Source organism: Microbacterium maritypicum (assembly GCF_008868125.1).
GTDB lineage: Bacteria > Actinomycetota > Actinomycetes > Actinomycetales > Microbacteriaceae > Microbacterium > Microbacterium maritypicum.
The window spans coordinates 236,489-261,296 of the sequence record NZ_WAAQ01000003.1 but is presented as its reverse complement, the minus strand read 5'-3'; the positions used below and the strand labels follow the sequence as shown (position 1 = coordinate 261,296).

At 65.3% G+C, this 24,808-nt stretch carries 21 protein-coding genes and 1 pseudogene; 9 read left to right on the top strand and 13 right to left on the bottom strand.

Features of this window, described 5'->3' with window-relative positions; genetic code table 11:
• Window positions 1-137 precede the first annotated feature (137 nt).
• Both F6W70_RS16945 and F6W70_RS16940 read right to left on the bottom strand, forming a co-directional pair.
• Window positions 138-1,194: pseudogene (locus tag F6W70_RS16945) on the bottom strand (LLM class flavin-dependent oxidoreductase).
• Between the two features lie 28 nt (window positions 1,195-1,222).
• Entirely contained in the window at window positions 1,223-2,734 is a 1,512-nt protein-coding gene (locus F6W70_RS16940; RefSeq protein ID WP_151487399.1) for a DUF7059 domain-containing protein, read from the bottom strand.
• 97 nt (window positions 2,735-2,831) lie between these two features.
• On the opposite strand from F6W70_RS16940, the gene F6W70_RS16935 reads away from it, so the two are divergent.
• The 4 genes from F6W70_RS16935 (at window position 2,832) to trxA (ending at window position 8,109) form a co-directional block, all read left to right on the top strand.
• Complete coding sequence (locus F6W70_RS16935) at window positions 2,832-5,012, top strand: DUF6049 family protein (RefSeq protein WP_151487398.1); 2,181 nt, start codon at window positions 2,832-2,834, stop codon at window positions 5,010-5,012.
• Window positions 5,005-6,621, top strand: a complete 1,617-nt coding sequence (gene murJ / locus F6W70_RS16930) for a murein biosynthesis integral membrane protein MurJ (RefSeq protein WP_151487397.1) — start codon at window positions 5,005-5,007, stop codon at window positions 6,619-6,621. Before F6W70_RS16935 ends, murJ begins: the two co-directional genes overlap by 8 nt.
• 119 nt (window positions 6,622-6,740) lie before the next feature.
• Window positions 6,741-7,721 carry a thioredoxin-disulfide reductase gene (trxB, locus tag F6W70_RS16925; RefSeq protein ID WP_055875423.1) on the top strand — a complete coding sequence of 327 codons (981 nt, stop codon included), beginning with the start codon at window positions 6,741-6,743 and terminating at the stop codon, window positions 7,719-7,721.
• Between the two features lie 64 nt (window positions 7,722-7,785).
• Complete coding sequence (gene trxA, locus F6W70_RS16920; protein WP_017829901.1) at window positions 7,786-8,109, top strand: thioredoxin; 324 nt, start codon at window positions 7,786-7,788, stop codon at window positions 8,107-8,109.
• Window positions 8,110-8,198: 89 nt separating this feature from the next.
• On the opposite strand, the gene F6W70_RS16915 is transcribed toward trxA, so the two are convergent.
• The 11 genes from F6W70_RS16915 to rpmH form a co-directional block, all read right to left on the bottom strand.
• On the bottom strand, window positions 8,199-8,729 hold the full coding sequence (locus tag F6W70_RS16915) for a GrpB family protein (protein ID WP_170287950.1): 531 nt from the start codon (window positions 8,727-8,729) through the stop codon (window positions 8,199-8,201).
• Between the two features lies 1 nt (window position 8,730).
• A complete protein-coding gene (locus F6W70_RS16910; protein ID WP_017829903.1) occupies window positions 8,731-9,066 on the bottom strand; it encodes a hypothetical protein in 336 nt (111 codons plus the stop codon).
• Window positions 9,067-9,075: 9 nt separating this feature from the next.
• Window positions 9,076-10,524 carry a sugar porter family MFS transporter gene (locus tag F6W70_RS16905; protein ID WP_200942495.1) on the bottom strand — a complete coding sequence of 483 codons (1,449 nt, stop codon included), beginning with the start codon at window positions 10,522-10,524 and terminating at the stop codon, window positions 9,076-9,078.
• Between the two features lie 60 nt (window positions 10,525-10,584).
• Window positions 10,585-11,556: a ParB/RepB/Spo0J family partition protein gene (locus F6W70_RS16900; protein ID WP_082524311.1), complete on the bottom strand. Its 972-nt coding sequence runs from the start codon at window positions 11,554-11,556 to the stop codon at window positions 10,585-10,587.
• On the bottom strand, window positions 11,556-12,431 hold the full coding sequence (locus F6W70_RS16895; protein ID WP_318278938.1) for a ParA family protein: 876 nt from the start codon (window positions 12,429-12,431) through the stop codon (window positions 11,556-11,558). The genes F6W70_RS16900 and F6W70_RS16895 overlap by 1 nt, the downstream gene beginning before the upstream one ends.
• A gap of 1,841 nt (window positions 12,432-14,272) precedes the next feature.
• Window positions 14,273-14,896 carry a 16S rRNA (guanine(527)-N(7))-methyltransferase RsmG gene (gene rsmG / locus F6W70_RS16885; RefSeq protein WP_151487394.1) on the bottom strand — a complete coding sequence of 208 codons (624 nt, stop codon included), beginning with the start codon at window positions 14,894-14,896 and terminating at the stop codon, window positions 14,273-14,275.
• A gap of 36 nt (window positions 14,897-14,932) precedes the next feature.
• Entirely contained in the window at window positions 14,933-15,424 is a 492-nt protein-coding gene (locus F6W70_RS16880) for a Jag family protein (RefSeq protein WP_017829909.1), read from the bottom strand.
• Window positions 15,421-16,491, bottom strand: a complete 1,071-nt coding sequence (yidC, locus tag F6W70_RS16875) for a membrane protein insertase YidC (RefSeq protein ID WP_055871533.1) — start codon at window positions 16,489-16,491, stop codon at window positions 15,421-15,423. The genes F6W70_RS16880 and yidC overlap by 4 nt, the downstream gene beginning before the upstream one ends.
• A gap of 3 nt (window positions 16,492-16,494) precedes the next feature.
• Window positions 16,495-16,845 (bottom strand): membrane protein insertion efficiency factor YidD, encoded by a 351-nt coding sequence (gene yidD / locus F6W70_RS16870; RefSeq protein WP_151487393.1) that lies wholly within the window; start codon window positions 16,843-16,845, stop codon window positions 16,495-16,497.
• A complete protein-coding gene (rnpA, locus tag F6W70_RS16865; protein ID WP_031205843.1) occupies window positions 16,842-17,198 on the bottom strand; it encodes a ribonuclease P protein component in 357 nt (118 codons plus the stop codon). Before rnpA ends, yidD begins: the two co-directional genes overlap by 4 nt.
• A 6-nt stretch (window positions 17,199-17,204) precedes the next feature.
• The gene (gene rpmH / locus F6W70_RS16860) at window positions 17,205-17,342 is read right to left on the bottom strand and encodes a 50S ribosomal protein L34 (protein WP_013584598.1); all 138 of its coding nucleotides are present in this window, start codon (window positions 17,340-17,342) and stop codon (window positions 17,205-17,207) included.
• 316 nt (window positions 17,343-17,658) lie between these two features.
• On the opposite strand from rpmH, the gene dnaA reads away from it, so the two are divergent.
• From dnaA to gyrB, 5 genes are all read left to right on the top strand, one after another.
• The gene (dnaA, locus tag F6W70_RS16855) at window positions 17,659-19,050 is read left to right on the top strand and encodes a chromosomal replication initiator protein DnaA (RefSeq protein WP_017829913.1); all 1,392 of its coding nucleotides are present in this window, start codon (window positions 17,659-17,661) and stop codon (window positions 19,048-19,050) included.
• A 496-nt stretch (window positions 19,051-19,546) separates the two neighbouring features.
• Window positions 19,547-20,689 (top strand): DNA polymerase III subunit beta, encoded by a 1,143-nt coding sequence (dnaN, locus tag F6W70_RS16850; protein WP_055871541.1) that lies wholly within the window; start codon window positions 19,547-19,549, stop codon window positions 20,687-20,689.
• 220 nt (window positions 20,690-20,909) lie between these two features.
• Window positions 20,910-22,103: a DNA replication/repair protein RecF gene (gene recF / locus F6W70_RS16845; protein WP_055875445.1), complete on the top strand. Its 1,194-nt coding sequence runs from the start codon at window positions 20,910-20,912 to the stop codon at window positions 22,101-22,103.
• On the top strand, window positions 22,096-22,599 hold the full coding sequence (locus F6W70_RS16840; protein ID WP_055871548.1) for a DciA family protein: 504 nt from the start codon (window positions 22,096-22,098) through the stop codon (window positions 22,597-22,599). The genes recF and F6W70_RS16840 overlap by 8 nt, the downstream gene beginning before the upstream one ends.
• 118 nt (window positions 22,600-22,717) lie before the next feature.
• Complete coding sequence (gene gyrB, locus F6W70_RS16835; protein ID WP_318278937.1) at window positions 22,718-24,787, top strand: DNA topoisomerase (ATP-hydrolyzing) subunit B; 2,070 nt, start codon at window positions 22,718-22,720, stop codon at window positions 24,785-24,787.
• The last annotated feature ends 21 nt before the right edge of the window (window positions 24,788-24,808 follow it).

Genomic DNA, 24,808 nt, shown 5'->3' with positions numbered 1-24,808 from the left:
CAAGACATAACAGCACGCACTGAGAGGCGGCCATGCCACTCCTCAATGCTGCGTTACGTCGCCCTCGCACCTAATTGACGATCGCATCTTTGTTGCAGAGCGAACCAGACGTGCCTTGTCAAGCACACGGGTCGTGATCAGACCGGATCGCCCTGGACCGGCCCTTCGGTGTTCGGCTTCCAGCCCAGCGCCGGGGCCACGTGCTTCGCGAACGACTCCAGCACGTGCAGGTTGTACTCCGGTCCGAGCTGGTTCGGGATCGTCAGCATCAGGGTGTCCGCGGCCATCACCGCCTCGTCCTGTCGAAGCTGCTCGATCAGCACGTCGGGCTCGGCCGCATAGGTCTTGCCGAACGTGGAGCGGAACCCGTCGATGATGCCGATCTGATCGGCGTTCTCCTCGCTCTGAAGGCCGAAGTAGGCGCGGTCCATGTCGGAGACCAGCGGGAACACACTGCGGCTGACCGAGACGCGCGGGGTGCCGGTGTGTCCGGCCTCCTTGTATGCGGACCGGAAGAGGTCGATCTGCTCACGCTGCAGTTCGTGGAACGGCTGCCCCGTGGCCTCGGTGACGAGGGTCGAGCTCATCATGTTGAGACCCTTGCGACCCGTCTCGATCGCGGTCGGGCGCGAACCCGATCCCCACCAGATGTGATCGCGGAGTGTCGGCGACTGCGGCTCGATCGCGAGATAGCGCCCAGCCCCCACCACGCGCGGGTCGCCGGGGGCGATTCCCTCCCCCGTCGATCGCACGCAGGAACAGGTCGAACTTCTCCCGGGCGATGACGCTTCCGCGCTCGGTGTCCTCCTCATCGACGTAGCCGAACGTCTCGTATCCGCGCAGAGCCGTCTCGGGTGAACCACGGCTCACGCCGAGCGCGATGCGACCGTCGGAGATCAGGTCGAGAGCGGCCGCCTCCTCCGCGAACTGGAACGGGTTCTCGTAGCGCATGTCGATCACGCCCGTGCCGACCTCGATGCGCTTCGTGCGCGCCGCCATGGCCGCGAGCAGCGGCATCGGCGAGGCGGCCTGACGCGCCCAGTGGTGCACGCGCACGTAGGCGCCGTTCACACCGATCTCGTCGGCGCCCTCGGCGATCTCGATGGTCTGCTTCAGCATGTCGCCCGCCGTGCGGGTCGCTGAGCCGGGCACATCCGCGTAGTGCCCGAAGGAGAGGAATCCGAAAGCCTTCATGATCCATTCCAACGCATAGATCTGGGGACTATTCCCCCGGCACCAGAATGCCGTCGAGCACCAGGGAGCGGATGCGGGGCTCGAGCTCGGCCCACAGATCCGGCAACGGCACCTCGAAGAGGTCGGCCAGCGCCGAGGCGATCTGCACGACGGTGAGTTCGCCGTCGCAGGCGCCGACGAACCCGGCGAGCGCGGGATCGACGTTCACCGTGCGGGCGAAACCACCGCCCTGTCGCAGCTCGATGACGCTGGGATCGTCGTTGCCCGGCAGCAGGTGCCGCGCCTCGGTCACGTCCGGAGCCGTCACCAGCGTCGAGGGAATACCCTCGGCGAGCACGTCGTGGGCGGCAAGGCCCGTGCCCAGAGCGGTCCCGACGTTCGAGACCTGCTGGGCGATCCTCTCCGTGCGCCGAAGCGGATGCTCCGGCGCCCCGCGGCGCATCAGCACGTAGCCGAAGCCGATCGACGTCACGCCTCGGGCGGCGAAGTCGTCGAGCCAGGCGGTCAGCAGCGGCGTGAAGGCCGGGTCGCGCGGCGTCGTCCCCCCGTCACGGATCCACAGCTCGGCATAGCCGAGCGGGGTCAGCTCCTCGCGTTCGATCACCCAGAGGTCGAGCTCGCTCGGCACCCAGGCCTCGAGACGGGCGAGGCCGGTGATGCCGGACCTGGACTCCCAGTTGCCGAGCAGCTGCGCGATGCCGTTCTGCGTCAGATACGCGGGCGCGCTCCGCACGAACTGCTCGACCAGCGCATCGCCCACCAGTCCGCCGTCTCGGTACTCGTAGGCCGGGACCCCCTCCACCCGCGGCGTGATGACGAACGGCGGGTTGGAGACGATCAGGTCGAAGGCCTCTCCCGCGACGGGCTCGAACATGCTGCCGTGCCGGAACTCGATGTTGACCACCCCGTTGAGGCGGGCGTTGAGTTCCGCGAAGGCCAGGGCGCGCTGCGAGATGTCGGTCGCGATCACCGTGCCGGCGCGACGGGCGACGAGGAGCGCCTGGATACCGCAGCCGGTGCCCAGATCGAGAGCCCGATCGACCTGGATGGGAACGATCGTCTCGGCGAGCGTGCGCGACGCTCCCCCGACCCCGAGCACATGGTCGGCAGGAAGAGGGCCATCGAGCGCCACCTCGTCCAGGTCGCTGGCGATCCACCACTCCCCGACACCATCCGCATCGACGAAAGACTGCGGGCGCAGCAGCGCGGTCGGGGTCACCGTTTCGGCGTCGGACGTGCCCAGTCCGAGAGCCACTAGCCCGTCCACTCCGAGGTGCGGCAACGCGGCGGCGACGGCCCCCCGCGGCTGCGGCTTCCCGAGCACGAGCAGTCGCCCGAGCGTCGCCAGCACGCCGGAGTCACCGGCGATGGCGCGCAGGATCGGCTCGTGCATGCCGCGCGCGAGAGCGTCGTCCGCTTCCTCCCCCCATAGACGACGAAGCGGCTCGGAACGGAGGTCGGCGGCGTCGAGATCGGCGGCGAGCGCGGCGCAGCGAAGGGGGTCTGGGAGCGGTGCGGGGGTGTCGGACACGGCCGTCACTCTACGCGTCTTCAGGGTTCTCTTTCCCAGCGCCTCCTAGAATCGGGAGGTCAGTACTCACGATCAGCCCGTCTCCGGGCGTTCGAGGAAGACCTCCATGACCGCGATCACCCCCGAGCACGGCCTCCGTGCGCGCCTTCGAAGGCTCGCAAGCAGGACCGCTGTTCTCGCGATCGCGCTGGGCGCCTGCGCGGTCGTCGTACCGAGCGCGGCCAGTGCAGCCGGGACATCGGGTGCGGACGACGATGCACGCGTGGGCTTCCACATCTCCGCGGGCCTGCGCGGCCTCGTCGCCCCCGGCTCCGCGACCACGGCGATGCTCACGGTGCAGAACGACACCGAGTCGAAGCTCTCCGGCGGTCAGGTGCAAGTGGAGCTCAGCAGGACGCCGCTGACGGATGAGGCCTCTGTCGCGAGCTGGCTCGACGACGGCACGGCCCCGGGCGAGTTCGACGCCATCGGCTCCGACACGACGGCAGCCCTCGATGCCGGAGAGTCGGCCATGACCACGGTCTTCGTGCCGGCCGAGACCCTCGGGGCCCTCGCTCCGGGCGTCTACCCGCTACGGGCGGAGCTCACCGGCGCGAAGACGCAGAACACCGACGACGATGACGCAGCGGCGACCACCGCCACCAGTGTGCTGGTCGTCGCCGATTCTCAGACCACTCAGGTCGGGGTGCTCGTCCCCATCACGGCGACGCCCGAGGGCGGTGCTCTGCTCAGTTCGGACGAGCTCGCTGCCCTCACCGGCCCCGAGGGCGCTCTCACCGCTCAGCTCGACGGTGTGGCGGGCACCACCGCGGTCCTTGCGATCGATCCCGCCATCGTCGCCGCCATCCGCGCTCTCGGTTCCGCGGCGCCCGAGAGCGCCCAGGACTGGCTGCGTCGCCTCGATGCCCTGCCCAATGCGCGGTTCGCGTTGCAGTTCGGCGATGCTGATGCCGCGGCCCAGGCGCAGGCGGGTCTGCCCGAACTCCTGCAGCCGACGACGCTGGCCCCGTTCCTCAATGCGGCGAACTTCTCGCAGACCCCGGCCACGCCTGCGCCGACCGGCACCCCGGCCACGACACCCGAGCCGACGCCCGGCCCGACCGGGACACCACAGCTGCCCGACGATAAGGAGCTCACCGCGATCGACGGCGCGCTCGCTCAGATCCTGTGGCCGGACGACGAGCTCAGCGAGGATGACCTGGCCGCTTTCACGAGGTATCTCGGTGTGGGCACGACCACGATCGTCTCCTCCACCGCCGTAGGCGGACAGAGCGCGGCGCACGCCACTGCCGGCGGAAACGACCTGCTGGTCACGGACACCGCTCTGTCCGAGTCCCTGTCGGAGGTTGCGGCCGAGTCCGATCAGGTGGATCGCCAGCGTCTGCTCGCCGAGGCATCCGCCCTGCTCATGCTGGCAGCGGATCGCGTGGCCGGTGCTCCGCTGCTGATCGGTCTCGACCGTGATGAGAACCGTGACGCCGATGCGCTGCGCGATGCGATCTCCTCCGCCGACTCGATCGGTTTCGAGGTCTCGGCGCTGCGTGCGACTCCGGCGATCCCCGCCTCCGTCACAGCCCAAGCCGACCCGGCACGGGCAACGGCGGTGACGGATCTCCTCGCCGACGAAGCAGCACTCACCGCCTTCTCATCGATGCTCAGTGATCCGCAGGTCCTGCTGAGCCCCGAGCGCATCCGCATCCTGCGCACGTTGGCCGTCGGGACACCGGCGAGCGCCTTCGCCAAGAACGTCGAGAAGCACCAGAAGCGCACCACGCAGACGCTGAGCGCTGTGAGCACACCGCCGTCCAGCACCATCCAGCTGCTGACCGCCAATGCCGACCTGCCCATCGCCGTGCGCAACGACCTTCCGTGGCCGGTGACGGTGCAGCTCTTCGTCTCGCCGACCGACCCTCGTCTCGAGGTCACACCGATGACGGAGACGGTGGTCGAGGCCAACTCCACCAAGCGGGTCAAGGTCCCTGTGTCGGCACGCGTCGGCAGTGGCGAGGTCGATCTGCGACTCAGCCTGTACAGCCCCACCGGCGTGCAGATCCAAGGCCAGGAGGAGATCCGGGTCGCCGTCCGTGCCGAGTGGGAGACCATCGGCCTGATCGTCTTCGGAGGGCTCGCCGTCGTCCTGATCGCGCTCGGCGTGATCCGCACCGTGCGCCGCAAGCGCCACGAAGCAGCCGAAGAGGCCGCCGTCGAAGCCGAGATCGAGACGCTCGAAGAGGGTGCCGTGCACACACGACCGGATGCCACCGCGACCGAAGACAAGAATGAGTAGCCTCGGCCGTGCCAGCGCCGTCATCGGCGCGGGCACCCTCGTCTCCCGCCTGACCGGTCTGCTGCGCAGCATCGTGCTCGTCGGAGTCATCGGCTCTCTCGGGTCGCAGGCGGCTGATGCGTTCACCTACGCGAACCAGCTGCCCAACAGCGTCTTCTCCCTGATCTCCGTCGGAATCCTCACGGCGGTCATCGTCCCCCAGATCGTCAAGGCGACCGCGGATGCCGACGGCGGCAATGCCTTCATCTCGAAGCTGTTCACCCTGGGCACTGTCGTCCTGGTCGTGGTGACGGGAATCGCAACGGCGGCGGCACCGTGGCTGGTGCACCTGGTCGCCGGTAGAGCGACCGAGGCCACCCTCGCCCTCGCCACGGCACTCGCCTACTGGTGCCTGCCTCAGATCCTCCTCTACGGTCTCTACGCGATGCTGGGCGAAGCCCTCAACGCGCGGAAGATCTTCGGTCCCTTCACCTGGGCGCCTGTCGTCAACAACATCGTCTCGATCGTCGGCTTCCTCGCGCTCGGCGCGCTGTTCGGTCCCGTCTCCACGAAGGCCACCGACTGGACGCCGGAGATGATCACCCTGCTCGGCGGCACGGCCACGCTGGGCATCGCGCTGCAGGCCGTCGTCCTGCTCATCTTCTGGCGTCGCACGGGCCTCGCTCTCAAGCCCGACTTCCGTTGGCGCGGTGTCGGTCTCGGCAACGTCGGCCGCCTAGCCGGCTGGACCTTCCTCATGGCTTTCGCGAGCCTGTCTGCCGGAGTTCTCCAGGGCTACATCGTCAGTGAGGTCGCCGGTCTCGGTGCCTCCGCCACCGTGACCGCGAACGCGTGGCTGATCTTCATGCTCCCGTATTCCGTCATCGTGCTCTCGATCGGAACCCCCTACTTCACCCAGATCAGCGCGCACGCGGCTGCCGGTCGCGACGACGACGTCCGCGCCGACATCGCGCAGAGCATCCGCACGCTGCTCTTCTTCATCGTCGCGGCCACCGCGGCCGTCGCCGCCGCGGCCATCCCGGCATCTCGGGTGTTCACCGAGTCCGCCGAAGACGCCCAAGCCGCCGCAATGGTGCTGCTCGCCTACCTCGTCGGGCTCATTCCTCTCACGATCCTCTTCATCGTGCAGCGCACCTTCTACGCCTACGACGACACGAAGACCCCGTTCTGGTTCACGATCTTCCAGTGCGTCCTCATCGTGGTCACCGCCCTGGCCGCGCTCGGTCTGCGCGAAGCCGGGATCATCCCTCTCACCTCTCTCGCCGCGGCGATCGCCCTCGGCCAGTCGATCGCGAGCATCCTGCAGACGATCGTCGCCACCTGGCTGCTGCACAAGAAGATCGGCGGTCTGAGGATTCGTTCGTGGATCACGGCCATCGGTCGCTTCACGATCGCCGCGATCCCGGCAGGATCCGCCGGATGGGGAACGTTCCAGCTTCTCGGCGGCACCACGGGTTGGGCCACCTCCGGCGTCATCCCCGCCACCCTCGCGACCGCGATGGTCGGCCTCGCCGTCGTGATCGTCTACATCGCGATCCTCGCCATCATGCGTGCCCCCGAGCTCACGGCCGGCCGCGCGCTGGTCCGTCGCTTCCTCCCCGGTCGCTGATCGGCGCACAGAGCCTTCTCCCAGTCCGGCGGCACACAGTGTGCTGGGAATGCCTCGCGGTTACCATGGGTTGAAGCACTCGAAGGTCATTCGACTGCAGTTTCAAAGACGGAGAGCACATGCGTCAGGTCATCATCATCGGCTCCGGCCCCGCCGGATTCACGGCTGCCATCTACGCCGCCAGGGCGAACCTCAAGCCGCTGCTCATCGCGAGCTCGGTCGAGGTCGGCGGCGAGCTGATGAACACCACCGAGGTGGAGAACTACCCGGGCTTCCCCGAGGGCATCCAGGGACCGGAGCTCATGGCCAAGTTCCAGGAGCAGGCGGAGAAGTTCGGCACCGAGGTCGTCTACGACGACGTCACCGAGCTGCAGCTCGACGGCCCCGTCAAGAAAGTCATCCTCGGCAGCGGTGCGGAGCACGAGACTCAGTCGCTGATCTACGCGACGGGCTCGGCCTACCGCAAGCTCAACATCGACGGTGAGGAGCGCCTCTCCGGCTACGGCGTGTCCTGGTGCGCCACGTGCGACGGCTTCTTCTTCCGCGAGAAGACGATCGCCGTCGTCGGCGGCGGCGACTCCGCGATGGAAGAGGCCACGTTCCTCACGCGCTTCGCCGACAAGGTCTACGTCATCCACCGCAAGGACACCCTGCGGGCCTCGAAGATCATGCAGGAGCGCGCCTTCGCGAACGAGAAGATCGAGTTCGTGTGGAACAGCGAGGTCGCCGAGGTCCTCGGTGGCGACTCCGTGACGGGTGTGCAGCTGCGCTCCACGGTCGACGGCACGCTCCGTGACCTCCCGCTCGACGGGCTCTTCATCGCGATCGGCAACGACCCGCGCACGCACCTCGTGCACGACAAGCTCGAGCTGACGCCCGAGGGCACCATCTGGGTCGACGGACGCTCGTCGAAGACCTCGGTTCCGGGTGTCTTCGCTGCGGGTGACGTCATCGACCCCACCTACCGTCAGGCCATCACGGCTGCCGGCAGCGGCACGGTCGCCGCGCTCGATGCGGAGCACTTCCTCGCAGACCTGGAGGACGCGTCCGTGGAGGTCCCGGCCGCCGAGGCCGCCGAGGTCCTCACCGCCAGGGCATAGGCCGGGAACACTTTTCCCTCGTCGGCTGTTGTAGCAGACGAACCTCGAATCAAGGAGAACTCTGATGAGTGCAAAGGCTACGAGCCAGGCGACCTGGGAGCAGGACGTTCTGCAGGCCGAAGGTCCCGTGCTGGTGGACTTCTGGGCCGAGTGGTGCGGTCCGTGTCGCATGGTCGCGCCGGTTCTGGACGAGATCCAGGCCGACAACCCCGACAAGATCACGATCCTCAAGCTCAACGTCGACGAGAACCCCGAGCTGGCGATGAAGTACCAGATCACGTCGATCCCGGCGATGAAGGTGTTCCACGGTGGTGAGGTCAAGACGACCATCATCGGCGCCAAGCCCAAGTTCGCTCTCGAGAAGGACCTCGCCGCTTTCATCGGCTGATCCTGCGATTCGAAAGGGCCGTACCTCCCGGGGAGGTACGGCCCTTTCTTCGTCTCCGTGCCCCGTGTCGTGCGCGATGCGCCTCTCCGTCAGTCTTTGTCGTACACCGAGACGGGTAATAGTCCACGGGCAGCACGGGCTCGATCGACGAGGAGCTGGATCACTGCGGTCTTGCCCGCGTTGTATGACTCCTCGCCCATTCGCGAGGCATCGACAGCAGCGTGCTTCGCGCGTTCGTAGAGCTCGGCATCTTCCGGGTTCTGCAGCAGCCAGTCCCGAAGGATCCTCTGGTTCACCTCATCCCACCTGGACGCCTCGAAGAAGTGGGCGATTCGGGTGCGCACGCCGTCCTCCTCGAAGACCATGACCTGGTGGCTTCGCACTCCGCTCCCGAGCCGCCACCCGACGGTCTCGAGGGCGGGCAGATGCCGGTCGAGGTCCTCCTCGTCGGCGATCCGCACCGCGACATCGATGATCGGCTTGGCACTCATCCCCGGGATGCTGGTCGAGCCGATGTGCTCGACGATCCAGCTCGGGTTCCCCTGCGTCCGCAGTTCTGCCGCGACCCTCCGGAAGGCGTCCGGCCAGGCCGGATCGTACGGATCGAGGACGGCCTCCACGTCAGGAGGCGTCGGCGACGGACGGATCCCAGCGGCGGTGGCGCTGCTTCTCGTCCAACAGGCCCCAGACGGCCGAGGTCAGCTCCGGGTACTCCAGTGCGATCTGTCGCAGCACACGATAGTGGCGGGCCGCGTTGGGACGCACGCCGTCATTCGCATTGATGTTGTCGGCGCGAAGAAGGTAGACGACGAGCTCGTCGACGCTCGGGAGCTCCTCCATGAACTCCCACGGATCCTCGCCTCCGAGCAGGCGCTCCTGGATGAGGACCGCGAGTTCGTCGGCCGCTTCGGCCCGCAGCACTTCCAGGCTGGCGCGACGCTGTACGGACTCGGTCATGCTTCAAGCCTACGTCGGCTGGGGACCCCTCCGGCGCTGCACCTTCATGTTCTCTGTCATCTCCTCGAGCTCTTTCCCCTTGGTCTCCGGCACCTTGAAGAAGACGAAGAAGAACGACAGAAGCGCGAAGAACGCGTAGAAGCCGTAGGCGAAGGTGAGTCCGATCTCCGCGAAGGCCGGGAACGTCGTGGAGATGAAGAAGTTCGCGACCCACTGCGCCGCAGCGGCCACCGCGAGGGCGCCGGCTCTGATCGAGTTCGGGAAGATCTCGCCGAGCAGAACCCACACGAGCGGGCCCCAGCTCGCGCCGAAGAACACGACGAATCCGTTCGCGCAGACCAGCGCGATGGTGGCCCAGGGGTCGGGGAGTGTCGCGGTCCCCTGCGCGTCCAGCGTGCCGAACGAGAAAGCCACAGCCATGAGGCCGAGGGTCACGGTCATCCCCACCGAGCCCACCAGCAGCATGATCCGTCGACCGATCTTGTCGACCAGCAGGATCGCCACGATCGTCACGACGATGTTCGTGACAGAGGTGATGACAGAGGTGAGCAATGCGCTGGACTCGTCGAAACCCACCGACTGCCAGAGCGTGGTCGAGTAGTAGAAGATGACGTTGATGCCCACGAACTGCTGGAAGACCGACAGCAGGATGCCGATCCAGACGATCGGCTTCAGTCCCAGACGGTTGCCGCGCAGGTCGCGCAGAGACTCGGAGCGTTCGGTGTCGATGGTTCCGGTGATCTCGTCGATCTTCCCCTGGACGTCGACGGTACCGGTGACGGTTTCGAGAACCTCAGCCGCCCTTTTCAGCTCCCCCTTGCGCACCAGGTACCGCGGAGACTCCGGGAGCCGAAGGGACATGAGCCCGTAGACCAACGCGGGGATAGCCGCGACCATGAACATCCACCGCCAGGCCGTGAGACCCCACAGTGGCTGATCTGCGGCACCGGCGAGACCGGCGAGCAGCGCGTCTGAGAGCAGCGCAGCGAAGATACCGGTCACGATGGCGAGCTGCTGCAGGGATCCGAGGCGACCCCGCACGGCTGCCGGTGACACTTCAGCGATGTATGCCGGCGCGATGACCGAGGCCGCGCCGACACCGAGTCCACCGATCACTCGCCAGATGATGAGGTCGACGACGCTGAAGGCGAGACCAGAGCCGATAGCGGAGATGAAGAACATCGCCGCTGCGACGACCATCACGGGAATGCGTCCGTACTTGTTGGAGACCGGTCCTGCGAACCAGGCACCCACCGCGCAACCGATGAGAGCGGAGGAGACGGCAAAGCCCTTCAGGGCCGTGCCGAGATCGAACCCGGAGACGTCACCGGCCAGGGCATCCACGGCGCCGTTGATCACGGCCGTGTCGAATCCGAAGAGGAAACCACCCAACGCGGCCGCGATGCTCACCGCGATCACACGGCGCTTGATGGCTACTGGACCGGCTGTACTCGACATGACATCCCCCTCGTCGTCACGATGACGCGAGTCTAGGCTAGCGCTGCCGTGGCCGGGGCCTCACTTCGACGAGCCGTAACCGCTCTCTCCGATCTCCTCCAGGATGCGATTGAGATCCTGGATGGAAGCGAAATCGATCGTGACCTGGCCTTTCCGTGCGCCGAGAGCGATCTTCACGCGGGTGTTGAGTCGGTCACCGAGCTTGCCGGCCACCTCGTCAAGGTATGCGCGGCGCGCACCGGGGGTCGGCTTCACGGACTTGCCGGCGCTGGGCTGCGACTTGGCGGCCTCCTCGGTGGCGCGCACGGAGAGGTCCTCGTTCACGACCTTGTCCGCGAGACGCTGCATCGACTCCGGAGTCTCGAGACTGAGGATGGCTCGCGCGTGCCCCGCGGTCAGCACCCCGGCCGCAACCCGCTGCTGCACGGGTACAGGGAGCTTCAGGAGCCGGATCGTGTTGCTGATCTGCGGACGTGAGCGACCGATGCGTGTGGCCAGCTCCTCCTGAGTGATTCCGAAGTCCTCGAGGAGCTGCTGGTAAGCCGAGGCCTCTTCCAACGGGTTCAGCTCGGAACGGTGGAGGTTCTCCAGCAGGGCGTCACGGAGGAGATCCTCGTCGGCGGTCTCGCGAACGATCGCGGGGATCACTTCGAGCCCGGCCTCACGAGCAGCACGGGTACGTCGCTCCCCCATGATGAGCTCGTACTGGCCCTCGCTGTTCTTGCGGACGACGACGGGCTGGAGCACACCGAACTCACGAACGCTGTGGACGAGCTCAGCGAGATCTTCGGGGTTGAAGTGCGTTCGCGGCTGACGGGGGTTGGCGACGATCGTGTTCGGATCGACCTGGATCAGGTGGATGCCGGGGACGACCTCGAGTTCGGCGGCGTCGGCTTCGACCTCGGGTACTGCCTCCGCATTCGCCTGTCGCAGGCTCGCGCCAGGGAAGAACACGTCGACAGGACGCTCCGACTGATCAGTCGTGGGGATGAGGGCGCCGATACCCCGGCCCAGCCCAGTGCGCTTCGCCATCATTTCTCCTTGCTCTGCGTCGCTGTGCGCGATGCGATCTCAACGGCAGCCTCACGGTAGGCGATCGCGCCAGCGGATTGACCGTCGTACGCGATCACGGTCTGCCCGAAGCTCGGGGCCTCCGATACCCGGACCGAACGCGGGATGACCGTCTCCAGCACCTGTTCCGGGAAGTGTGTGCGGACCTCTTCCGAAACCTGCTGCGCGAGGCGTGTGCGCCCGTCGAACATCGTCAGCAGGATCGTGGAGAGATGAAGGACGGGATTCAGGTGCTTCTGGATCATCTGGATGCTCCCGAGCAGCTGACTCAGTCCCTCGAGTGCGTAGTACTCGCACTGGATGGGGATGAAGACCTCCGTCGCCGCCGTGAAGGCGTTGATCGTGAGCAGCCCCAGTGATGGAGGGCAGTCGATGATGACGAAGTCCATCGGGTGGTCGGCGAGATACACCTCGAGGGCACGACGCAGGCGATGCTCTCGAGCAACCTGTGCAACCAGCTCGATCTCTGCACCCGCGAGGTGGATGGTGCTCGGCGCACAGAAGAGGTTCGAGTCCTCCGGGCTCTCCTGGACGATGTCCGCGAGCGGGAACTCATCGATCAACACGTCGTAGACGCTGGGGACCTCGGCGCTATGCGGCACACCCAATGCTGTGGAGGCGTTGCCCTGCGGATCCAGATCGATGACCAGGACCTTCGCGCCCATTCCCGCCAGGGCCGAGGCGATGTTCACGGCGGTGGTGGTCTTCCCCACACCGCCCTTCTGATTCGACACGGTCAGCACACGGGTTTCCCCGGTGAACTCGACGGTGGCGGCCTCGAGTGCACGCCTACGGGCGGAGAGGTCAGCGAGTTCCCGCGCAAGCGGTGTATCCATCCCGAACGATCCGTTCGATGACGTCTTCTCGGATTGTTTCACGTGAAACATCCACTCCTTTCGGGGCCGCGTTCCACTCTAATCGCTGGGAGTGACGTCCGATGACGGAGGGGCGCACGGTGCGCTCCATCCCCGGACAGCCGGGGCGCGGAGCACCACTGGAAATTGCGTCCGGATGGCGGTTGCTTGGAGCAGGAACGTCGATGTTTCACGTGAAACGGTCGCGTTCTGGGGGTGTCTACCCCCGTAGGTACGCCGCGTCCATGCGACAAGCGGTGCGTGAGACGCCCGTTCACGTCGGACCTCCCATGACGCTGGGCCCGCGGCGTGACCCGAGCGCTTGTGCTCCTCTGGTCCTGATCCCTCCTCCCCCACATCACCCTTTGCGGACTGCACACACGGCTCGCCACACACCTCTGCCGATCGGGCCGCCACACACTCGTACCGAAGTGCGCGTTTCATGCCGGCTGACAACCGAAGGGATACTGGCCGCAGTGAGAACACGTAGGAACACCCATGGCACCATCGACGCCGTTTCACGTGAAACATGTGTTGGGTGGCCGTACACGCCCGAGGGGATCCCCACAGCCACCGACATGACTCCTGGACGGTGTCCACTCGCGCCGTTTAACAAGCTCTCACGAGATCCGAGCCGGCCCCGTCGCTCTGGCGTTGCAAGCTGACGACGCGTCACCCTCCCCAAGCTGACCGCGCTGCACAAGACCCGTGATCAGGAGTCGCCTGAACGTAGGAGCAGCGCACGCAAGAGAGGCGCACCTAGGAGGCGGCTGTCGCCGCAGCCGCTGGCCTCTACCGCTCATGGAATCGGTACAGCCACCCCTCCCCCACCTTCCCGCCACGTCTGCATCACTCTCCACGCTCCTATTTGCGGCGGCCTTGCGTAGAGGGGTCATTCACACCAAGAGACGGCGATCGGATGGGTACGTTTCACGTGAAACATGCATCCCTTGATGCTCGAAAGCAGTGGAGGCGAGCGGGGTAGCCCGTACACAGGGGTTCTCCAGCCGCAGAAATCTCCGAAACGCCCATGGCACCAGATCGCACCGCACACCATGCAGACCACGTCGGGCACGTCCGGCTCGTCAGGTACGTCAGGTACGTCAGGTACGTCAGGTACGTCAGGTACGTCAGGTACGTCAGGTACGTCAGGTACGTCAGGTACGTCAGGTACGTCAGGTACGTCAGGTACGTCAGTGTTTCACGTGAAACCGAACATGACACGCGTCCGATCTCGCAGTGACCTCCCTTCACAGAGCCCGCTAACGCGCATCAATCCGACGAACCCTGTCCGTACGACCAGCAACGTCCACCGCAACAGCAACGTCTGGAGCGGCAGCAACCCAGCACCAGCACCAGCACCAGCAGCGGTTACGCAGACCCGCATCCCTCCTAAACTCGTTCCTGACGGAATCCCACCCTGGCGATGGCATCGCCCTCGCGCGCGTTTCGATCGACCGGCGATGCACCTCCACACACCCAGGCTCACGGCTGGAAGCAGCATGGTGCCCATGTTTCACGTGAAACATGCCAAACGACCTCGACCTGCGAATGGGGCAGTGCAGACGAACCAACCTGCCATGGAGACCATTGAAGCCCGCCCAGCGCAGGAGAGCGCCTGATCCGGCGCCGATGGCGATGAACTCTGCAGGGTGAGGTCTCATCGGCCCGGGCGAACGAAGCTAGACGAAGGATCCAGCATCCGACGAACAATCAGGTCGAAAACTCGTCATCAGCGCCGTGCGATTCCCTGACACCCATCCCCTAGACACGGAAAGCGAGGTGTTTCACGTGAAACACCCCGCCTACCTGTCACAACGAAGCTAGCGAACGCGGGCGCGAACCACCCGAGTGGTCTCGGGGAGGACACCTTCCCCCAACACTTCGACCCTCACGTCTGACAGCCGGAACTTCTTGATCTGCTTCTGAGCCGCATCGATCTCGTTCGGTGCGTTCATCCCCTTGAGGAGCGCGAGCTCGCCGCCGTCTCGTACCAGCGGAGCAGTCAACGGGATCAGGGTACGCAGCGCGCTGACGGCTCGAGCAGTCACGACATCGAAGCCATCCCCGGGCTGCACGTCCTCCGCACGAGAGCGAAGAACAGTGACGTTGGCGAGTTCCAGGGCATCGACCTGCTCGTTGAGCCAGGTGATCCGCCGCTCCATCGGTTCGACCAGCGTCCACTGCACATCCGGGCGGGCGATCGCGAGCACCAGCCCAGGAAGTCCAGCACCGGAGCCGATATCAGCGACAGAGCCGTGGAAGAGAGGAGCAGCGATCACACTGTTGAGGATGTGTCGTGTCCAGAGCCGTGGCAGCTCGAGCGGCCCGATGAGTCCTCGCTCCTCGCCCTCGCGAGCGAGAGCTGCAGTGAACGATCGCGCCACATCGATGCGGTCTCCGAAGAGATCTGCGGCGACAGAAGGTTCAGGCTCCAGCTCACTCATGCGTGGCTCCGATCGAGCGATGTTTCACGTGAAACATCAACGACGGCGAAGAACCGTGTGACGGTCAGCACCCTCACCGTAGGACTCGGAGACCAGACCGCGCTCCGCAGCGATATCGTGCACCAGCTTGCGCTCGTAGCTGGACATCGAAGGCAGGGATGCCTGGGACGAGCCCTCATCGAGCTTCGCGGCAGCGGCGTCGACCAGGGTTTCCAGCTGACGGCGACGAGTGTCGCGGGAGCCGGCGATGTCGAGGATCAGTCGCGAGAACGAGCCGGTCTTGCTCTGCACGGCGAGGCGCGTCAGCTCCTGCAGCGCCTGGACCGTCTCCGGAGCGGAGAGCACTGACAGCGCATCGCCTTCGGCCTCGACCGAGACATAGGCACGTCCCTGACGAACATCCAGGTTGAGGTCACCGTCGATATCGGCGATGTCGAGGAGCTCCTCGAGGTAGTCCGCGGCGACGTCGCCTTCGTTCTCGAGCTGAGCCACGGTGGGCTCGGCGTTGTCGGTCATGGTTTCGCTCATGAACCGCTCCCCTTCTTCTTCGCGCGCTTCTTACCCACCGGCTGCTGGCGCTTCGGTGCTTCTGCCTTCGCCTTCTCAGCCTCTTCGAGCAGACGCTGCTGCTCTGCCTCGTAGGCGGCCATCGGGACGACCTTGCCCGAGGAGTCGAGCGCCTTGCCCTTGCGTGCCAGACGCTCTTCACGAGCCTTGGCGGCTTCCGAACCGGGAGTCGGCATCTCGCGGATGACGAGGAACTGCTGGCCCATGGTCCAGAGGTTCGAGATGAACCAGTACACGACGACACCGAGCGGGAAGAAAATGCCCGAGAAGATGAAGCCGAGCGGCAGCACGTAGAGCATGATCTTCTGCATCTGGTACGCCTGGCCGGTCTTAGCTTCCGGAGACAGGTTCTTCGAGATGATCTGCAGCTGAGTGAAGAACTGCGAGCCGATCATCAGAACGACGAGGGTGACCAGGATGATGATCGCCGTGGTGTTCTGCGCATCGACCGCGTCGCCCAGTGTCTCGTGCAACGACGCCACACCGAAGAGCTTCGCGTCGTAAAACTCCTTTGTCAGCTCAGCGCTCAGCAAACCGACTCCACCGACACCATCGACGGCGTGTTTCTTCACATCGCTCAGCACACTGAAGAGTGAGAAGAAGATCGGCATCTGGACCAGCAGCGGAAGACAGCTCGACATCGGCGTCGTGCCGTGCTTCTTGTAGAGGCCCATGGTCTCGCGGCTCATGGCCTCACGAGAGAGCTGATCCTTCTTGCCGCGGTACTTCTCCTGGACTTTCCGCAGTTCAGGAGCGATTTCCATCATCTTGCGCTGGCTCTTGATCTGCTTCACGAAGAGCGGGATCAGAGCGGCACGGACGACTATGACGAGACCGACGATCGAGAGTACCCAGGTCAGACCGGATGCCGCGGGCAGACCGACAGCGGTGAGAAGCCAGTGCCAGGCGACGAGGATCATCTCGACGACCCACTTGAGCGGCCACAGGATCGTGCCGATCAGGTCGAAGCCACCCGCCGCGGGCGCATCGCTGGGGGTGGTGCTGGCGAGCAGAAGGTCAAGACCCACCGTTCAGTCCTTTCGGGAAGGGACGACGAAACCGTGTGCGGTCAGGTCGTAGCGGAAGTGGTCGTGCGGACGGACGTCATCGACGCCGCCGGTGGTCCAGGGGTTGCAGCGGAGGATGCGCCATGCCGAGAGCGCCGCTCCCTTCACTGCGCCGTGCTGCTGCACCGCACCTACAGCGTAGGCGGAACAGCTGGGGTAGTACGCACAGACATCTCCATACATCGGGGAGATCACCTTGCGATACGCGGTCAGAAACCCCAGCACCAGATTGCGGGGGATCACGGGGATGCTGCGCACCAGGTCCTGCGAGCGAAGATGCGCAGTCCCGATCGACGAAGCCGGAAGGGCGCTCATGCCGACACCGCGTCGGACGCCGGCGTCAGCCTGCTCAGACAGCGATCGACATCGGCACGAAGCTCGGCGAACGATGCGGTGGCAGACGCAGGAAGGGCACGGATGACGACATCCGTGCCCTCGGGAACTCGCGGGAGCGCCTCCGCGCACACGGCCTTGAGCCGACGACGCACGGTGTTGCGCACCACAGCGGTGCCCACCTGCTTGCTGATGATGAATCCGAACCTCGCGGCTCTGCTCTCGCCCGTCGTCAACATCGAGGTGATGACGCGCGCCCCGCCACAACGGGAACCGCGACGAACGACCAGACGATAGTCGCTCCCGCGGGTCAGCCGATACGGGCGGGCGAGCACAGCAGACTACGCAGAGAGCTCGGTGCGGCCCTTCGCGCGGCGGGCAGCGAGGATGCCGCGGCCTGCACGCGTACGCATGCGGGCACGGAAGCCGTGCTTCTTGGCGCGACGACGGTTGTTGGGCTGGAAGGTGCGCTTGCTCATGGAATCACTCCGGGAATGCTGCCACCGGGTTCACTGCGACCGGAGACATGGGGTACTGCCAAAAATGGCATAAGTCAACCAAGTAAGGGTACGTCTTACCGACGCACAGAGCAAATCTGCGCGCTCACGTGGTGGTCTCCCGGTACGAACCGCACAGCCATTATCCACAACCGGACCACGCCCGGCAGGTGCAACACGCGCGCGTATTTTCAAGGGCAGGTTGCCGTTCACAGCCGGGATGACTACCGTGGCATCCTAAGTTATCCACAGGGGGCACGGCACGTCGACCCCGCCTCGATCACTCGTCCGGAGCGTCATGTCATCACCTGCCCAGCCCGACGTCCCCATCTGGACCACGGTGCAGGAGCTTCTGGTCGACGACGATCGAGTCACCCCGCAACTGCAGGGCTTCCTGAGCCTGGCCGTCCCGGCCGGTGTCATGTCGGCCACCCTCTACCTCGAGGTGCCGAACGACCTCACAGCCGCGCAGATCAACAAGAGACTGCGCCTGCCGATCATGGAGGCCCTCTCCCACATCGGTGAAGAGGTCACCTCCTACCGCGTCGTCGTGAATCACGAACTGGCCGAGCAGCAGACGGCACCGATCGCCGTCGGCGACTTCGGCCGGCACGAGCAGGTGCGCGTCGAGTCCCCGATGGAGCAGCCGACGCAGCTGCGCCATGAGTCCCGCCTGAACCCGAAGTACACCTTCGACAACTTCGTCATCGGGCAGTCCAACCGCTTCGCTCATGCCGCGGCGGTCGCTGTCGCCGAAGCGCCGGCCAAGGCGTACAACCCTCTGTTCATCTACGGCGACTCGGGCCTCGGCAAGACGCACCTCCTCCACGCGATCGGCGACTACGCACAGTCCCTCTATGCAGGGGTGAAGGTGCGGTACGTCTCGAGCGAGGAGTTCACGAACGACTTCATCAACTCGATCGCGAACAACCGCGGTGCCGCGTTCCAGGCGCGATACCGCGACGTCGACATCCTCCTGATCGACGACATCCAGTTCCTCCAGGGACGAGCCGAGACCCAGGAAGCCTTCTTCCACACCTTCAACACGCTGCACGACCACAACAAGCAGGTCGTCATCACCAGCGATGTCGCCCCGAAGCACCTGACCGGGTTCGAAGACCGGATGCGCAGCCGCTTCGAGTGGGGTCTCATCACCGATGTGCAGGCGCCCGACCTCGAGACGCGTATCGCGATCCTCCGGAAGAAGGCACAGAGCGAGGCGCTCCACATCCCCGACGAGGTCCTCGAGTACATCGCGACCGTGGTGTCGTCGAACATCCGCGAGCTCGAGGGCGCACTCATCCGTGTGTCGGCATTCGCCAGCCTGAACCGCTCCGCGCTCGACATCTCCCTCGCGCAGACCGTGCTCCGAGACATCATCGACACGGCCGAGGACAACATCATCTCGCCGACCGACATCATCACGGCCACCGCGCAGTACTTCAAGCTCACCGTCGACGACCTGTACGGCTCCAGCCGTTCGCAGCAGATCGCCACCGCCCGACAGATCGCGATGTACCTGTGCCGTGAGCGCACCAGCCTCTCCCTGCCCAAGATCGGGCAACTCTTCGGCAACCGCGATCACACGACGGTCATGTACGCCTACAAGAAGATCAGCGAGCTCATGAAAGAGCGACGCTCCATCTACAACCAGGTCACAGAGATCACCACGCAGCTCGGCCGACGCTGACACGCCGCGTCTCCGAGAAATGGGGAGGACCGCACCTGATCGGGTGCCGTCCTCCCCATTTTTGTGACACGGACAGGGGTTCTGACCCTCGGATAGATGCCTCTATGCACATGTGGATAACTTGTGGATGAAAGTGGATTCGGTCGGGACGAATGTGGGTTGATCGCCCAAACCTGTGGATAACTCTGGGAGGGCGCTCCTCGGCCCACAAGCCCCCAGCCCGCGGATTCCTCAGGGTTTCCACAACTGACAACTGTGTAGTTCCCTACTCGCTCTTGCTATCCACCGACTTATCCACAGTATCCACAGCTGTTAACACCGTTAAGGAGTTAAGTCATTCAAGGCGCGATCCGATCACCAGACGGTGGGGAGAACCGCCGGACGAACGACAAGAACCTCGGCGTAGGGATACGCCGGAGTGTGGGGCTAGCATGGGAAGCCCTGCACAGGCAGGGCAGACGACAACGCGTCACAGTTCGACGACAAGGGAGCACCAGTGAGGTTTCAGGTCAACCGCGATGTCTTCAGCGAGGCTGTCTCGTTCGTCGTCAAGCTTCTGCCGCAGCGCAACCCCCAGCCGATCCTGGCCGGAGTCCTGATCGAAGCAGATGGTTCGGGTCTGACGCTCTCCGCCTTCGACTACGAAGCGTCCGCGCGGACGACCATCGAAGCCACGGTGGAGACACCCGGCACGATTCTGGTCCACGGCCGGCTGCTCTCCGACATCGCGAGCCGCCTCCCGAACGCTCCGATCGAGATCGCGGTCGAGGAAGACGGCGGCATCGCCGTCACCTGCGGCTCCGCACGGTTCACACTCGCTGCCATGCCGGTCGAGGAATACCCGTCGATCCCCGAGGTGACGGGTTCTTCCGGTGTGGTTCCCGCCGACGACTTCGGCACCGCCATCTCCCAGGTCGGATTCGCCGCGTCGCGTGACGACGTGACCCCCGTGCTCACCGGTGTGCAGCTCGAAGTCTCCGGACACAACCTCAGCCTCGTCGCGACCGACCGCTACCGCGTCTCGCTTCGGGATGTGCCGTGGGACGGCGAAGCCGTCGAGGCCACCGCACTGGTTCCCGCACGCACGCTCCTCGAAGTGGGTAAGACCTTCGGTCACGCCGGCACGATCCAGGTGGCCTTCTCCGGAGCAGGCGACCGAGAGATCATCGCCTTCACCGCGGGAAACAAGACCGTCACTTCTCTCCTGATCAAGGGCAATTTCCCGCCTGTTCGCCGACTCTTCCCGGAGCAGACGGATCACTACGCGGTCGTCAATACGGCTGACCTGGTCGAGGCCGTCCGCCGAGTTTCTCTCGTTCTCGATCGCGCTGCTCCACTGCGTTTCACGTTCTCCAGCGACAGCGTGACCATGGATGCCTCGGGGGGAGACCACGCACGCGCCTCCGAGTCCGTCGATGCGATCCTCTCCGGCGGCGACGAGGTCACGCTCGGCCTGAACCCGCAGTACCTCATCGAGGCGCTCGGCGCCGTGAAGAGCGAGTTCGTCCGCGTGACGTTCACCTCGAGCGACAACGCCAACAAGCTCAGCCCGGTGCTGATCACGAGTCAGACCTCCGTGGACCAGGCCGGCCTCGACTCGTTCAAGTACCTGCTTCAGCCCAACCTGCTCCTGCGCTGATCCTCTCCGCTACCTCCCTACCCGAAACGTTCCCGGTTCGGCCGGCGCCTTGGCGCTCACGTAGATCCTTTGGGAGATGTGGTGCTCCCGGAATGAGCATCAGGAGGGGCCCGCGAAGCGGGAGGGAACCCGCTCTGCGAGCGAAGGGCGCGTCATCGTCTGCGCCCCACATGAAAACCAGAGAAGAACCTGTGTCAGACCCCGAAGGTAGGCTGACTCCGTGATTGTGGAGCACCTGAGTCTGGTCGATTTCCGCAATTACGCGACCGCCGAACTCACCCTGCATCGCGGACCGAACGTCCTTGTCGGTCGCAACGGTCAGGGAAAGACGAATCTCGCCGAGGCCATCGTGTTCCTCGCGACGCTCGGATCGCACCGTGTCTCCTCGGATGCGCCGATGGTCCGTGACGGGCAGGAGTTCGCGGTGATCCGCGCGCGACTCTCGCATGGCGAGCGTCGCGTGCTCGCCGAGGTCCAGGTGAACAGGCAGGGATCGAACAAGGCTCGCATCAACGGATCGCCCTCGAAGCCGAACGAACTCCCCCGCTACGCACATGTGGTGCTGTTCGCTCCGGAAGATCTGCAGATCGTGCGCGGCGACCCCTCGGCTCGCCGCCGCTTCACCGATCAGCTCCTCATCCAACGCACTCCGAGGCTCGCGGCCGTCCTCGCCGACTACGACCGTGTGCTCAAACAGCGCAATGCGCTGCTGAAGTCTGCCCGAGCTCGCGGTGTCCGCGGCGAAGGGTTGAGCACGCTGGATGTGTGGGACGACAAGCTCGTCTCGCTCGGGTCGGAGATCATCACGGCACGTCAGCGTCTCGCGGCGGATCTGCAGCAGCCGGTCGCTGATGCCTACGAGGCGATCGCCGGTGCCGATCATCGTCCGGAACTGGAGTGGGCGCTCTCCGTCGGCGGCGGCGACCCCGAAGAGGGAGAAGACGGTGGCGAAGGAGCCGACGGCGCATCGGCCATCGACCGACTCAGCGATCCGCACCGTATCGCCGATCTCTTCCGCGCGTCGCTCGCAGCGAAGCGGTCGAACGAGCTCGATCGCGGGCTGACCCTCACCGGGCCGCACCGGGACGACCTGGTTCTGCGTGTTCGCGATCTCCCCGTGAAGGGCTATGCCTCTCACGGCGAGTCCTGGTCGGTTGCCCTCGCTCTCCGGCTGGCCTCGGCCGAGCTGCTGCGCAGCGAATCTCCCGCCGGCGACCCGGTGCTCATCCTCGACGACGTCTTCGCCGAGCTCGACGCCGATCGGCGTCAGCGACTCGCGGCCCTCACGGCCGGCTACGAGCAGGTGGTGGTGACGGCGGCGGTGGAGGAGGATATCCCTGAGGTGCTGCATGCCCACGTGGTGCGCATCAGCGCCGGAACGATCAGCGACGAACGGGAGGCGGCGGATGACTGACGCGGCTTCGACTCCCGCGGCCGAAGTTCCCGAGACGATCGGCACGTACCTGCGCCTTCGGGGCCTGCAGCCGAGCTCCAAAAGCTGGAAGCGCAAGCGGCGCATCGCCAACGACGATGACAACGCTCCCTTCACTCCTGGGCGCGATCCTGGTGCTCTCGGCGCGGTGCTCGACAAGCTGAGCCGTGACTCCGGCTGGCAGATCACCCTCGCTCGGGAAGATCTCGTCCGTCAGTGGGCCGATCTCGCCGGCGCCGACACAGCGAAGCACTCCGAACCCGTCTCCCTGGAGCGCGGCCTGCTCACCGTGAAGTGCGACTCGACCGCGTGGGCGAAGAACCTGCAGTTCATGCGGGCCACGATTCTCACGGAGATCGGCCGACGGTATCCCGACGCAGGGGTCGAGAATCTTCGCTTCATCGGACCGGACGTTCCCTCGTGGAAATGGGGTCCCAGAGCCGTTCCAGGACGGGGCCCGCGCGATACCTACGGGTAGGGCACCACGCAAGGGGGTCGAAACGCTCACAGGCCCACACACGGCCGTTGAGCGGCATTTCCCGACGAAACTCCGCTAGAATGGGAGTTCGTGATATCGATGTGGAGAATGCCCTCTGATGACGCCTGAATCCCCTGCTGACGAGACGGAATCGAACACCGGGGGAACCCCCGCAACCGAGGGCACCATTGCACCCAAGGCGAAGCAGCCTGGTGAGTACGGTGCGGATTCGATCCAGATCCTCGAAGGCCTCGAGGCTGTGCGCAAGCGCCCCGGTATGTACATCGGGTCCACCGGGCCTCGAGGACTCCACCACCTGGTCTACGAGATCGTCGACAACTCGGTCGATGAGGCTCTGGCAGGCTACGCCGACACGATCTTCGTCACGATGCTCGCCGATGGCGGCGTGCGCGTCGTCGACAACGGTCGAGGCATCCCGGTCGATCCGCACTCCTCCGACCCGAACAAGTCGACGGTCGAGGTCGTGCTCACGATCCTGCACGCCGGCGGAAAGTTCGGTGGCGGCGCCTACGCCGTCTCCGGTGGTCTGCACGGTGTCGGATCCTCCGTCGTGAACGCGCTGTCGACGCGCTTCGACGTCGAGGTGAAGCAGAAGGGATTCGTCTGGCGGCACAGCTTCGCCGACGGCGGCATCCCGCAGCAGAAGCTCGAGAAGGGCGAGGCGACGGACGAGACCGGAACGAGCATCACGTTCTGGCCGGACTCCTCGATCTTCACCGAGACCATCGAGTTCGACTACGACACGCTGCGCACGCGGTTCCAGCAGATGGCCTTCCTCAACAAGGGCCTCCGCATCGAGCTGCGCGATGAGCGCGATTCCTCCGCCTACGAGGTCGAGGAAGACGGCTCGACCGTCACCAAGCAGCCGGGAGACGTGTTCTTCTACGAGCGCGGCCTGGTCGACTACGTCGAGTACCTCAACAAGGTGCGTCACGCCGAAGTCGTCAACGACGAGATCATCGCCTTCGAGTCGGAAGACACCGAGCGCAAGATCTCGCTCGAGGTCGCGATGCAGTGGACCACGTCGTATACCGAGAACGTGTTCACCTACGCCAACACGATCAACACCCACGAGGGTGGAACCCACGAAGAGGGCTTCCGCGCGGCACTGACCACCCTGGTCAACAAGTACGCCCGCGCGAACAACCTCCTCAAGGAGAAGGACGACAACCTCTCCGGCGACGACGTGCGCGAGGGACTGACCGCGGTCATCTCGATCAAGCTCGGAGAACCGCAGTTCGAGGGCCAGACGAAGACCAAGCTCGGCAACACCGAAGCCAAGGCCTTCGTGCAGAAGGTCGTCGGCGATCAGCTCGGCGACTGGTTCGAGCGAAACCCGAACCAGGCGAAGAACGTCATCCGCAAGGCGATCGACGCCGCGACCGCCCGCCTCGCGGCGCGGAAGGCGCGAGAGACCGCCCGTCGCAAGAGCGTGTTCGAGTCGGCGGCGATGCCCGACAAGCTCAAGGACTGCACGAGCAAGGACCCGTCGATCAGCGAGATCTTCCTGGTGGAGGGTGACTCGGCCGGTGGTTCCGCGGTGCAGGGTCGCGACCCGCACACGCAGGCGATCCTGGCGCTGCGAGGGAAGATCCTCAATGTCGAGCGCGCGCGTCTGGACAAGGCCCTGGGCAACAAGGAAGTCCAGGCGATGATCCAGGCCTTCGGCACGGGCATCGGTGAAGAGTTCGACATCGAGAAGGCGCGGTATCACAAGATCGTGCTGATGGCCGATGCCGACGTCGACGGCCAGCACATCACCACGCTGCTGCTCACGCTGCTCTTCCGCTACATGCGCGGACTCATCGAGGCCGGTTTCGTGTACCTCGCGATGCCGCCGCTGTACCGCCTGAAGTGGTCGAACTCCGCGCACGAGTACGTGTTCAGCGACGCCGAGCGCGACGCCCTGCTCAAGCACGGCATCGAGAACGGAAAGCGCATCCCGAAGGATGCCGGCATCCAGCGCTACAAGGGTCTCGGCGAGATGAACCCGAAGGAGCTGTGGGAGACGACGATGGATCACACCACGCGCACCCTGCAGCAGATCACCATCGAGGACGCCGCCGCGGCCGACGAGATCTTCAGCGTGCTGATGGGCGAGGACGTCGAGTCCCGACGCAGCTTCATCCAGCGCAACGCCAAGGACGTCCGCTTCCTCGACATCTGATGCCCGCGGGCTCAGACCAGA

Bases quoted from the DNA above. Each gene is read 5' to 3' on its own strand.
- F6W70_RS16935 (WP_151487398.1), top strand. From the start codon at position 2,832: ATGACCGCGATCACCCCCGAGCACGGCCTCCGTGCGCGCCTTCGAAGG.
- murJ (WP_151487397.1), top strand. From the start codon at position 5,005: ATGAGTAGCCTCGGCCGTGCCAGCGCCGTCATCGGCGCGGGCACCCTC.
- trxB (WP_055875423.1), top strand. From the start codon at position 6,741: ATGCGTCAGGTCATCATCATCGGCTCCGGCCCCGCCGGATTCACGGCT.
- trxA (WP_017829901.1), top strand. From the start codon at position 7,786: ATGAGTGCAAAGGCTACGAGCCAGGCGACCTGGGAGCAGGACGTTCTG.
- F6W70_RS16910 (WP_017829903.1), bottom strand. From the start codon at position 9,066: ATGACCGAGTCCGTACAGCGTCGCGCCAGCCTGGAAGTGCTGCGGGCC.
- F6W70_RS16905 (WP_200942495.1), bottom strand. From the start codon at position 10,524: ATGTCGAGTACAGCCGGTCCAGTAGCCATCAAGCGCCGTGTGATCGCG.
- F6W70_RS16900 (WP_082524311.1), bottom strand. From the start codon at position 11,556: ATGGCGAAGCGCACTGGGCTGGGCCGGGGTATCGGCGCCCTCATCCCC.
- F6W70_RS16895 (WP_318278938.1), bottom strand. From the start codon at position 12,431: ATGGATACACCGCTTGCGCGGGAACTCGCTGACCTCTCCGCCCGTAGG.
- rsmG (WP_151487394.1), bottom strand. From the start codon at position 14,896: ATGAGTGAGCTGGAGCCTGAACCTTCTGTCGCCGCAGATCTCTTCGGA.
- F6W70_RS16880 (WP_017829909.1), bottom strand. From the start codon at position 15,424: ATGAGCGAAACCATGACCGACAACGCCGAGCCCACCGTGGCTCAGCTC.
- yidD (WP_151487393.1), bottom strand. From the start codon at position 16,845: ATGAGCGCCCTTCCGGCTTCGTCGATCGGGACTGCGCATCTTCGCTCG.
- rpmH (WP_013584598.1), bottom strand. From the start codon at position 17,342: ATGAGCAAGCGCACCTTCCAGCCCAACAACCGTCGTCGCGCCAAGAAG.
- dnaA (WP_017829913.1), top strand. From the start codon at position 17,659: ATGTCATCACCTGCCCAGCCCGACGTCCCCATCTGGACCACGGTGCAG.
- F6W70_RS16840 (WP_055871548.1), top strand. From the start codon at position 22,096: ATGACTGACGCGGCTTCGACTCCCGCGGCCGAAGTTCCCGAGACGATC.
- gyrB (WP_318278937.1), top strand. From the start codon at position 22,718: ATGACGCCTGAATCCCCTGCTGACGAGACGGAATCGAACACCGGGGGA.